The sequence below is a fragment of the Marinilactibacillus sp. 15R genome, from assembly GCF_001895285.1.
Classification (GTDB): Bacteria; Bacillota; Bacilli; order Lactobacillales; family Carnobacteriaceae_A; genus Marinilactibacillus; species Marinilactibacillus piezotolerans.
In genome coordinates this window covers 2,474,015-2,486,116 of record NZ_CP017761.1, presented here as the reverse complement: position 1 = coordinate 2,486,116, position 12,102 = coordinate 2,474,015, and the positions used below count along the sequence as shown (strand labels likewise).

Genomic DNA, 12,102 nt, shown 5'->3' with positions numbered 1-12,102 from the left:
TCCTCCTTAAGCTTTTTTAGATATACTTAGTTTACAGGTAAACGAACTGAAACGTCAAAAGTAATGAAGTGTGCTGTATAATGAATAAGGATAGGCAGAACAAACTTTCGCACCTCTTTGTTTCATGTTATAATAATCAAGAATGAAATCAACTTAAGGAGTTAATTAGAATGGCTCGAGCACGTAAAAGAGGTAGACCTAAAAAGAAAAAAGCAACAGTATCAACAGAATTAATAGGAGTGATCCTGCTTGTAATCAATTTCCTGGCAATCGGTCAATTCGGATTTGTCGGTCGTTTTTTTGCAAATATTTTGCGTTTCTTTGTTGGAGAGACCTACATAATGGCATCTGTTGCAATGGTTATAATTGGAATTTATTTATTGATTAAAGGAAATCGTCCTAGCCTTAAAAATCCTAAATGGATTGGTAGCTTTCTTGTGTTTTGCGCTCTAATAGTCTGGCAGCATGCTCAGTTGTTTTCTCCCATAATGAGTGCTGATGTCAATATTATTAATGCAACTTGGAGGATGTACATCCCGCAGTTTAAAAGTATTGCAATTGGACAGAATATCGGTGGAGGTATGATAGGTGCAGTACTATATGCAATCAGTTATTTTTTATTTTCTTCAGTCGGAACCTATTTGATGATGGCAGTCTTAACTTTTATAGGAATTATGACATTTTTCCAGTTTTCCTATAAAAATTTATTAGAAAAGTTTCGCATCGGTGGACGAAACATAAAGAACTTTATTAAAGCTAAGATTACCTTGTTTAAAGAAAGTCAGAATAAACGAAAAGTAAATAAAGAAAAATCTAAAAGTATTAAGAAAAAAAGTGTAAATAAAGACACTGTCAATACTGAAATGCCTGCTAGTGATGATCTAGAAGAATCTGCTGCTGATGGAAAAACAGATCAAGAAGAAGTAGAGGATACACCAACAGGACAGATGGCATTGAAAATTGAAGGCTTTCAACAGAAAAATGTCGAAAGAAATGAAAATGAAGAACAGGCACAGTCTGATGAGGGAACGGTCGATTTCGAAATCGGAGAAGAAGAAAATGAGCAATATAAAATGCCTCCGATATCACTCTTGAATCAACGTGAAGCAGTCGATCAGTCATATGAATATTCACTTATTCAAGAAAATGTTAAAAAATTAGAAGAAACATTTGAAAGTTTTGGTGTTAAAGCAACCGTTACAAAAGCAAATCTAGGTCCTGCTGTTACAAAATATGAGATACAGCCCGCAACAGGTGTTAAAGTCAGCAAAATTGTTGGTTTGACAGATGATATTGCACTTGCTTTAGCTGCTAAGGACATTAGAATGGAAGCACCAATTCCTGGTAAAGCACTGATTGGGATAGAAGTACCAAATTCAGAAGTAAGCATGGTTTCTTTCAGAGATGTAATTGAAGGTCAAATCAAAAATAAAGATCAATTACTCGAAGTGCCGCTTGGTAGAGATATTGGTGGTAATGTAGCAATGGCAGATCTTGCTAAAATGCCTCACTTACTGGTAGCTGGTGCAACAGGATCCGGTAAATCTGTAGCGATAAACGGAATCATCACGAGTTTGTTGTTAAAGGCTAAGCCAAATGAAGTAAAATTGATGATGATTGATCCGAAAATGGTCGAATTGAATGTCTATAATGGTATTCCCCATTTATTGACACCAGTTGTAACTAATCCGAAAAAAGCAGCTCAGGCTTTGCATAAAGTTGTTCAAGAGATGGAAAGAAGATACGAATTATTTGCTGCTAGTGGAACTAGAAACATGGCAGGATATAATCAGTTCATTAAAAAGAAAAATGAAAAAAAAGAAGAAGCTTTGCTCCCTCTTCCTTATATTGTAGTTATTGTAGATGAATTAGCAGACTTAATGATGGTAGCATCAAATGATGTAGAAGATGCAATTACTCGTCTAGCGCAAATGGCACGTGCAGCAGGGATTCATATGATTTTAGCTACTCAAAGACCAAGTGTCGATGTTATTACTGGGATAATAAAAGCGAATGTCCCTTCCCGGATTGCTTTTGCCGTATCCAGCGGGACTGATTCTAGAACTATACTGGATGGTAATGGAGCAGAGAAACTTCTTGGTAGAGGAGACATGCTGTTCCAGCCAATGGGTGAAAATAAACCGAACCGTGTTCAAGGTGCTTTTATCTCTGATGAAGAAGTTGAAGCAGTCGTGAAGTTTGTAAAAGAACAGCAAGAAGCGAATTATGTTGAAGAAATGATTCCAAAAGATGAACCGAAAACTGAACAAGGTGAAGCAGAAGATGAACTCTATGATGAAGCCGTTGCTTTAGTTGTGGATATGCAGACAGCTAGTATCTCGTTGTTACAGAGAAGATTTAGAATTGGATATAATAGAGCGGCAAGAATAGTTGACGAAATGGAATTAAGAGGAATCGTGGGTCCTTCTGAAGGATCAAAACCGCGTGAAGTTTTAGTCCAAGCTGAACTTGAACCGAGTCAACCAAAAGACTCTTCCGAACAATAGCGTAATGTAAATATAAGGTAAAGACTCGACTGAATGATAAAGTATTCAGTCGGTTTTTTTGTACAAAAAATGTCAATTTAAGAATAAAAATAGACGCATATAGTGAATGTATTGTTATATAGCGGTTTCAAATGAACAATCTGACAACAATACACATTTAATAATCGTATTTTAACTTTATTTTTCTTTACAAAAATGGTACTATTAGTTCGAGATATAAAAGATTTTGCGAACTGAGTAGAATGCCATTATTAATAAAAAATAATATGCTTGTCTCTATTCAATAGCAAATCTACATACAACTTTAATTGGAGGAATTTAGTAATGACGACTAAATTAAGAAATCTTTTTGCAATTGGAGCATCTGCATTTTTACTTGCTGCATGCCAGGGAGAAAACGCGGGCGATTCATCAGAGGGTGCCGGAGATTCAAACGATACTGATACAGAAGAAACTGCAGATTTTAAACTGGGTATGGTTACAGATGAAGGCGGAGTAGATGACCGTTCGTTTAATCAGTCAGGTTGGGAAGGTATGCAGGCATGGGCAGAAGAACATGGAGTTGATGACAGTGCTGTAAAATATTATCAATCAGATGATGCAGCAGACTTTGTTCCTAACTTGAATCAAGCTATCCAAGATCAATATGATATCATTTATGGAGTAGGGTTCCAATTGTCAGATGCTGTTACACAAGTAGCTGACGCTAACCCGGATCAACATTTCGGTATTGTAGATGCAGTTGTTGAAAAAGATAATGTAGTATCATTGAACTTCCGCGATAACGAAGCAGCTTATTTAGTCGGTGTTGCAGCAGCACACACTACTGAAACAGATAAAGTTGGATTTATTGGCGGAATCGCTGGTCCTGTAATTGATAAATTCGAGGCAGGATTTGTAGCGGGTGTAGAATCTGTAGATCCTGAAATTGAAATTGATATTCAATATGCTGAGTCATTCTCTGATGCAGCTATAGGACAACAAATTGCTGCCGGAATGTATAGTTCAGGTGCAGATGTCATCTATCACGCATCAGGTGCAGTTGGTAATGGAGTATTTACAGAAGCAACTGATCGTATGGAATCTGGTTCAGAAAATCAATTATGGGTAATCGGAGTAGACCGGGACCAAGAAGAACTTGGTGAATATGCTGATGGTAACTTGACATTGACTTCTTCACTTAAAGGTGTAGGAACTGCTATTCAATTAGCTTCTAATCAAGCAATGGAAGAAGGATTCCCTGGTGGAGAGAATCTTGTCTACGGTTTAGCTGAAGATGGTGTTGGTATCACTGAAGGTAATATGTCAGAAGATGCTTGGGCAGCTGTTGAAGAAGCAAGACAACAAATTCTTGATGGTGAAATTGAAGTACCTGAAGCTCCAGAAGCTGAGTAAAACTAAACAGTATAAGAAGAATATTCAAACATAATAAAGGGCGCTGGTCACTCGACTAGCGCTTTTTTATACCTAATCTATTTTGAAGAAGAAAGGTAATTATGAACTTTTTTTACGGTAATAGTAACTTATCAAGAAATTTTCGTTTAATTTTTCAAGGAACCTTGAATACTTTAGATCTATAATGGATAATAAGACAGAGATTCTATGAGTTTCATTAATTAAATACTAATCTAATAAGGAGGGCTTCTTTTGCCGATGTCACAATCTGTTATCGAAATGAATGGAATAACAAAAGAGTTCGGGACTTTCAAAGCAAATGATAATATTCATTTAGAGTTAAATAAAGGCGAAATTCATGCATTATTAGGAGAAAATGGTGCAGGTAAATCTACTTTGATGAATATTTTGTCAGGGCTTTTAGAACCGACTTCCGGTGAAATTAAAGTCAATGGAAATAACGTGAAAATATCATCTCCAGATGTAGCGAATGAGCTGGGAATTGGGATGGTTCACCAACATTTTATGCTGGTAGACAAATTTACAGTTACAGAGAACATTATGTTAGGTAGAGAAAAAAGTAAATTTGGATATATCGATAAAAAGAGTGCTGAAAAAGAGATTAAAGAATTATCTGATCATTATGGGCTTAAGGTTGAACCAAGTGCTAAAGTTGAAAATATTACTGTTGGTATGCAGCAGCGTGTAGAAATTTTAAAAACATTATACCGAGGTGCCAACATTTTAATTTTTGATGAGCCAACTGGTGTATTAACTCCTCAAGAGATTGAAGAATTGATGAGTATTATGAAACAGCTGGTCAGTGAAGGTAAATCAATTATTCTCATTACTCATAAATTAGATGAAATTAAACAAGTTGCAGATCGCTGTACAGTTATTCGAAGAGGTAAAAGTATTGATACAGTAGATGTAGCAGATACATCCCAACAAGAATTAGCTGATATGATGGTAGGCCGCTCAGTAACATTCAAAGTTGAGAAAAAACCTTCTAATCCAAAAGAGACAGTACTGAAAATTGATAATCTGATTGTGAAAGAAACTCGAGGATACGATGCAGTAAAAAGTGTCAATTTGGAAGTTAGAGCTGGAGAAGTTTTAGGAATTGCCGGTGTTGATGGTAATGGTCAGTCAGAATTGATTCAAGCTATAACTGGATTGACAAAAGTCAGTGCAGGCAGTATACAACTTGCAGGTACAGATATAACAAACAAAAAGCCTAGAAAAATCACAGAAGTAGGTCTTGGACATATCCCTGAGGATCGTCAGAAATATGGTTTAATTCTACCTATGACTTTAGAAGAAAATATTTCACTTCAAACTTATTACCAAAAACCATTCAGTAATCATGGATTTTTAAATTATAAAGAAATAAAAATGCATGCTAAGCGCCTGATTGAAGAGTTTGACGTAAGGACTATTAGTGAAGAACATACGGCTGCTTCGTTATCTGGAGGAAATCAGCAAAAAGCAATCATTGCTAGAGAAGTTGATCGAGATCCTGCATTATTAATTGCTGCTCAACCAACTCGTGGGTTAGATGTTGGAGCCATCGAATATATTCATAAACGCTTAATAGAATTAAGAGATAATGGGAAAGCAGTATTATTGATGAGCTATGAATTAGATGAAGTAATGAACGTGTCAGACAGAATAGCAGTTATGTACGATGGCAAGATAATTGCTATTGTTAATGCTGATGAAACAAATGAATCAGAACTTGGATTATTAATGGCCGGGGTTCCCCTTGCTGAAGCTAAGAAAAAGTCCGATGAAAAAGGAAAGGAGAAAGATGCAGTTGATTCGACAACATAAAAAATGGCTGAATAGTTTACTTGTGCCAGGTTTATCTATAGTGTTTGGGTTTATATTCGGAGCAATTTTAATGATTGCATTCGGCTATAATCCTATTATAGCTTATGATGCAATGATATCTGGTGTTTTTGCAAGTCCCTATTTTATTGGAGAAGCTTTAAGACAAGCTACTGCACTAACTTTTACTGGTTTAGGTTTCGCATTGGCATTTAAAGCAGGATTTTTTAATATTGGTATTGCTGGCCAAGCTTTAGCTGGATGGGTCAGTGCAATATGGTTTGCACTAGCTTTCCCAGATTTACCTAGAATTATACTCGTTACACTTAGTATAGGTGTCGGTATACTCGTTGGAGCTTTATGGGCTTCAATTGCAGGCGTTTTACGGGCATACTTTGGAACTAGTGAAGTTATTGTGACAATCATGCTGAACTATACAGCATTACAGATTACAAACTTTTTAATTAGAGATGTTCTTTCTGAATCAGGAAATACAACTGAATCTGTTGGAGAAAATGCAAGTTTGAGTATAGGATGGCTTTCTACTTTAACTCAAAGTTCTCGGTTAAACTTAGGATTTTTCTTAGCGATTGTGGTCGTTATCCTTTATTGGATTTTTATGACTCGCACTACAGCCGGATTTGAAATTAGAGCTGTGGGATTAAATCCATATGCTTCGACTTATGCAGGAATGAGTGCAGAAAAAAATATCATTCTTTCAATGTTTTTAAGCGGAGGTTTAGCAGGATTAGGCGGAGCAATCCACGGTCTTGGTACATTTGGAAATATCTTTACTCAAGGTGGACTACCAGATATTGGATTCAATGGGATTGCGGTAGCTTTACTAGGATTAAGTAATCCAATCGGTATTTTCTTTTCTTCTATTTTATTCGGAGTATTAGACATCGGAGCTGGATTTATGCCTAACCGTGCAGGTGTTCCAGATGAGATGGCAGATATTGTTACTTCAGCAATTATCTTTTTTGTAGGAGCAAATTATATTATTCGCTATTTTGTAGATAAAAGAACCGCTAAAAAAGAAGCGGCAAGTTCAACAAAAGGAGGAGACGTATGAACGCATTAGATATTATTCAGTTGATTGTATCCAGCTCATTGATCTATGCAGCTCCTTTGATCTTGACTGCATTAGGCGGGACATTTTCTGAACGTAGTGGTGTAGTTAATATTGGGCTAGAAGGTATTATGGTTATGGGTGCATTTATGTCCGCAGTTTTTAATATCCAGTTTGCTTCGGCATTTGGTGGTTGGACTCCGTGGATGGGGCTGATTGCCGGAGGCTTTATCGGTATTTTATTTTCAATTATCCATGCTGTTGCAACAATCAATTTAAGAGCAGATCATATTATTTCAGGAACAGTTATCAATCTTGCAGCACCAGCTATTGGTGTGTTTTTAACGAGGGCGATATTCGGAGCTGCACAAACAGGGCCATTGCCTGAGTCATTTGGAAGAACCAGTATTTTCTTATTAGATCGTATACCGATTATTGGACCAATTTTCTTCGAAAATACTTCTGGACCAGCTTATTTTGGAATTGTATTAGCCGTTATTGCATGGTTTGTCTTATTTAAAACACGTTTCGGACTACGTTTACGTTCTGTTGGTGAACATCCACATGCTGCTGAAACACTTGGGATCAAAGTATATGCAATGAAATATTCTGGAGTATTAATTTCTGGATTACTTGGAGGTATGGGCGGAGCTATTCAAGCTCAAGCGATCTCTAATGAATTTGGTATTTTAACGATTGCCGGACAAGGATTTATCGCAATGGCAGCAATGATATTTGGTAAGTGGAATCCGTTAGGGGTTATGGGTGCGGCAATATTCTTTGGGTTTGCACAAAGTTTAGCACGTATCGGTACGTATATCCCGATCATCCAAGATATTCCTTCAATATGGTTATTAGTCATGCCATATCTATTAACAATTTTAGTGTTAGTTGGAGTAATTGGTAGAGCAGAATCTCCAGCAAAACTTGGAGTTACTTACATTAAATCGAGATAAAAGTAATTATAAAGTACAATATAGAGAGCTGTCTTCTACTTGGAAACAGCTCTCTATTTTTATTTTCTTTTTTCAATAGCAATTAGAAAGGGAGGGGTATTCTTTTGATTGATAAATCCATATTGAAGAACGGAAAAATTTTCTTGAGGTAAGGTTTTAATATAAGAGAGCACAGCGTCTTTTTCTTCTGGACCACCTTCATGTCCATAATAAATCATCATTAATATCTGACCTCCTACATTCAATAAATCAAGGCCTTGCTCTAAAGCAGATAAAGTTGTAGCAGGTAAAGTAATAATTGATTTATCTCCTCTGGGTAAATAACCTAAATTAAAGACCAGTGCTTGGACTTGAATATTGTGGGGCAGGTATTTTTTAAAATTTTCGTGACCATCAGCAATCAGTTCAATTTGTTCAGTTAAACCTGTCAATTGGGCCTTTTTTTTTGTTTCTTCAATTGCCGCTGTTTGGATATCGAATCCATAAACCTTTCCAGTCTTTCCAACTAATTGAGCTAATTTTATTGTATCTTTTCCATTTCCTACTGTGGCATCTATTACTGTATCACCAGTTGAGATTAATTGAGATAGTAGATGGTGACAATACCGTAAAGGAGTCATAAGCATAATTAAAATCCTTTCTGTTAAAATGATGTGTTCATATATTGTTCCCCAACTTGATTTTTAATATGTAACAATATTAGCTTAAATTAAAGCTGTTAGGGAAGGTAATTCTTTTTTTAAAAAAACATATTCAAAAACTATAAGGAGTGTTCGCTTTATCTACTGTTACAAGTTAATGACATTTAATAAAAACCTTACAATTAGGTTCCTTTTAGCTCTTACTAATTGTATAATAAATGGACAAAGTAACTTTAGAGAACTTGTTTTTGAGAGGGGTATAATTATATGAGAAAACCAAATGATATGTTATCTTTTTACAAAAAAAGTACCAGAAAACGCTCAATGAAGCTCGCGATGTCTTCAAGTGTATTAGCTAGTGTCGTTGCGGTTTCAGCATTCAGCGAAGCAGTACAAGCCGAAGAAATGGACTTGAATAGAGACGAAGTACAAGAATTATATAATCAGTATAACGAATTACAAGCTGCTGTCAAAGAACAGCCTACAACAAGTGATGAAGTTGCAAGTGATGAAGCCCCTAAAGAAGTCGAACTGACAAACTCCGAAAAAGAAGAATTAGAATTTGTAAAAGCCCAACTCATTAACATGATTGAAAAAGTTGGAGGCGAAAGTCTTTTAGTACAACTTGACGTTGAGAACTTATCTGTTAATGATCTAAATACTGTATTTGAAACTTTACTTACTTATCAACTAGAAGAAACTGAAAAAAATGAAACTACTACCTCTCAGGATAGCGAAGAAATTCTGAAAGATTCTACTTCAACAGAAGAATTAGGAGAAAATGGTGAAAGTGTAGAAGATGAAGCTATTTCAACAGATACTGATGAAATAGCTTTAGATGACGCTGATGTGGATAATGCAGAAGAAAGCGAAGCGGATCTTCAAAACGAAGAGCTTGTTGAAAGTGGTGACCTTCTTCAAAAAAGCAATATAAATGAAACTTCCGAATCTATAATTCCTGAAGAATCTGAGAATGTTTCAGAAGATATTCAAAATACTGATTCAACAGTAAAAGAAGTTGAATCTAATGAAGAAGACTTTGCAGAGCCTGCAAATGTAGAATCTACACAAGCGTCCAAACAGTTAGAAACAGAAGTGAAAGAAGAAGTAACAGTTGAGTCTGAACCTGAAGTAAAAGTAGAAACTGAGTCTGAACCTGAAGTACAGATAAAAGCTCAAACAAAAGTTGAGACTGAAGTCGAAACTAAAGCTGAAGAAAAAGTAGCAACAAAAACAGAAGAAAAAGCAATTATATATACTGTCAAATCTGGTGATACTTTAACTAAAATTGCCAAGACTTATAATACATCGGTTAGCAGTCTTGTTTCTCTAAATAAATTATCTAATGCCAATGTAATTAAAGTTGGTCAGAAATTAGCTATTAATCAAGCAGCTGTTAGTTCAGTAACTTCTTCGACTTCGTCAACAGCGAATTTGAATCAAACACAGTCTTCAAGCGATTTTATTAAACAAATTGCTTCTTATGCACAACAGGTAGCTAAAGAAAATGGAATATACGCATCTGTCATGATTGCTCAAGCAAGTCTGGAATCTGGATATGGGAAAAGTCAATTAGCTGCACCACCAAATTATAATCTTTTTGGTATCAAAGGTAGTTACAATGGACAATCTGTAGCTATGAAAACACAAGAATATTACCAAAGTACTGGCTGGATTACCATTACAGATTACTTTAAAAAGTATCCAAGTTACGCTGAATCACTACAAGATAATGCAAGTCTTATCAGAAGCGGGACAAGTTGGGATAATTCTTATTATTCTGGTGCTTGGATTGAGAACACTACTTCTTATAAAGATGCCACAGCTTGGCTGCAGGGAAGATATGCAACAGATCCTACCTACGCAAGTAAGTTGAATAGTATAATCGAAATGTATAACTTGACTCAATATGATAGTACAGGGAATACAGGCAATAATAGTGGTGGAAATAGTTCAGAAACCCCTACTGATCCAGAAACCTCTCCATCAACTGGAAATAATACGAATGGAAATTCTTATACAGTAGTTAGTGGAGACACATTGACCTCTATAGCAAGAAAATATGGAACGACAGTTTCAGCAATTAAAACAGCAAATAATCTAAAAAGTGATTTAATTCTTGTAAATCAAAAACTCATTATTCCGGTTAGCGGGGATGCTAATACCTCTCAGCCAGATACATCAGATGATAGTGATCAAGAAACGAGTAAAACTAGTTATACAGTAGTCAGTGGAGATACATTAACTTCTATTGCGAAGAAATACAATACAACCGTTTCTTCAATCAAGTCATTGAACAATCTGAAGAGTGATCTGATATTTGTCAATCAGAAGTTAACTATAAACGGTTCATCAAGCAGTGGGTCAACTGATACAAATACAGATGCAAAACCAGAAACATCTTCAACTAGTTATACAGTAGTCAGTGGAGATACATTAACTTCTATTGCGAAGAAATACAATACAAACGTTTCTTCAATCAAGTCATTGAACAATCTGAAAAGTGATCTGATATTTGTCAATCAGAAGTTAACTATAAACGGTTCATCAAGCAGTGGGTCAACTGATACAAATACAGATGCAAAACCAGACACATCTTCAACTAGTTATACAGTAGTCAGTGGAGATACATTGACATCTATTGCGAAGAAATACAATACAACCGTTTCTTCAATCAAGTCATTGAACAATCTGAAGAGTGATCTGATATTTGTCAATCAGAAATTAACTATAAAAGGTTCAACAAATAATGGTTCAACAAATACAAATACAGAGACAAAACCAGAAACATCTTCAACTAGTTATACAGTAGTCAGTGGAGATACATTAACTTCTATTGCGAAGAAATACAATACAACCGTTTCTTCAATCAAGTCATTGAACAATCTGAAGAGTGATCTGATATTTGTCAATCAGAAGTTAACTATAAACGGTTCATCAAGCAGTGGGTCAACTGATACAAATACAGATGCAAAACCAGAAACATCTTCAACTAGTTATACAGTAGTCAGTGGAGATACATTAACTTCTATTGCGAAGAAATACAATACAAACGTTTCTTCAATCAAGTCATTGAACAATCTGAAAAGTGATCTGATATTTGTCAATCAGAAGTTAACTATAAACGGTTCATCAAGCAGTGGGTCAACTGATACAAATACAGATGCAAAACCAGACACATCTTCAACTAGTTATACAGTAGTCAGTGGAGATACATTGACATCTATTGCGAAGAAATACAATACAACCGTTTCTTCAATCAAGTCATTGAACAATCTGAAAAGTGACCTGATATTTGTCAATCAGAAATTGGTCGTTGCTGGAAAGACTCAAAGTTCTTCAAGTAGTTCTAACACAAAAATAACTGAAGAAACATCTTCGCAAAGCGGAGAGTATAAAGTGAAGTCAGGAGATACTTTGTCAGGCTTAGCTAAAAAATATGATACTTCAGTTTCACAACTTAAAGAGTGGAACCAATTAAAAAGTGATATGATTTACGTCGGTCAAGTATTAATCGTCAATGCAGAATCAGGAAAAGAAAATTCTGATAAAGGAAGTTACCTTGTTGTCAGCGGAGATACTCTTTCTGGTATTGCCCTTAAATTCAATCTAACAGTTCAACAGTTAAAAGATAAAAATCAATTGTCATCTGATCTTATTTATATAGATCAAATACTAAGTATTTAATTTTTAAAGCTTTG

Annotated in this window: 7 protein-coding genes; 6 read left to right on the top strand and 1 reads right to left on the bottom strand. The window is 35.4% G+C overall.

The window, feature by feature from the left end:
* Window positions 1-170: 170 nt before the first annotated feature.
* From BKP56_RS12190 to BKP56_RS12170, 5 genes are all read left to right on the top strand, one after another.
* Complete coding sequence (locus tag BKP56_RS12190; RefSeq protein ID WP_072695402.1) at window positions 171-2,507, top strand: FtsK/SpoIIIE family DNA translocase; 2,337 nt, start codon at window positions 171-173, stop codon at window positions 2,505-2,507.
* 324 nt (window positions 2,508-2,831) lie between these two features.
* A complete protein-coding gene (locus BKP56_RS12185) occupies window positions 2,832-3,902 on the top strand; it encodes a BMP family lipoprotein (protein ID WP_072695400.1) in 1,071 nt (356 codons plus the stop codon).
* A gap of 258 nt (window positions 3,903-4,160) precedes the next feature.
* Window positions 4,161-5,735: an ABC transporter ATP-binding protein gene (locus tag BKP56_RS12180; protein ID WP_072696174.1), complete on the top strand. Its 1,575-nt coding sequence runs from the start codon at window positions 4,161-4,163 to the stop codon at window positions 5,733-5,735.
* Window positions 5,719-6,807 (top strand): ABC transporter permease, encoded by a 1,089-nt coding sequence (locus BKP56_RS12175; protein WP_425434168.1) that lies wholly within the window; start codon window positions 5,719-5,721, stop codon window positions 6,805-6,807. Before BKP56_RS12180 ends, BKP56_RS12175 begins: the two co-directional genes overlap by 17 nt.
* Window positions 6,804-7,760, top strand: a complete 957-nt coding sequence (locus BKP56_RS12170; protein ID WP_072695396.1) for an ABC transporter permease — start codon at window positions 6,804-6,806, stop codon at window positions 7,758-7,760. The genes BKP56_RS12175 and BKP56_RS12170 overlap by 4 nt, the downstream gene beginning before the upstream one ends.
* Window positions 7,761-7,819: 59 nt before the next feature.
* Here BKP56_RS12170 and BKP56_RS12165 read toward each other — a convergent pair whose 3' ends face one another.
* On the bottom strand, window positions 7,820-8,380 hold the full coding sequence (locus tag BKP56_RS12165; RefSeq protein ID WP_335629001.1) for a class I SAM-dependent methyltransferase: 561 nt from the start codon (window positions 8,378-8,380) through the stop codon (window positions 7,820-7,822).
* Between the two features lie 288 nt (window positions 8,381-8,668).
* On the opposite strand from BKP56_RS12165, the gene BKP56_RS14170 reads away from it, so the two are divergent.
* Window positions 8,669-12,088 carry a muramidase family protein gene (locus BKP56_RS14170; protein ID WP_083540570.1) on the top strand — a complete coding sequence of 1,140 codons (3,420 nt, stop codon included), beginning with the start codon at window positions 8,669-8,671 and terminating at the stop codon, window positions 12,086-12,088.
* Window positions 12,089-12,102: the final 14 nt, after the last annotated feature.

Coding starts and splice junctions, on each gene's coding strand:
- BKP56_RS12180 (WP_072696174.1), top strand. CDS start 4,161: ATGTCACAATCTGTTATCGAAATGAATGGAATAACAAAAGAGTTCGGG.
- BKP56_RS12170 (WP_072695396.1), top strand. CDS start 6,804: ATGAACGCATTAGATATTATTCAGTTGATTGTATCCAGCTCATTGATC.
- BKP56_RS12185 (WP_072695400.1), top strand. CDS start 2,832: ATGACGACTAAATTAAGAAATCTTTTTGCAATTGGAGCATCTGCATTT.
- BKP56_RS12165 (WP_335629001.1), bottom strand. CDS start 8,380: ATGACTCCTTTACGGTATTGTCACCATCTACTATCTCAATTAATCTCA.
- BKP56_RS14170 (WP_083540570.1), top strand. CDS start 8,669: ATGAGAAAACCAAATGATATGTTATCTTTTTACAAAAAAAGTACCAGA.
- BKP56_RS12190 (WP_072695402.1), top strand. CDS start 171: ATGGCTCGAGCACGTAAAAGAGGTAGACCTAAAAAGAAAAAAGCAACA.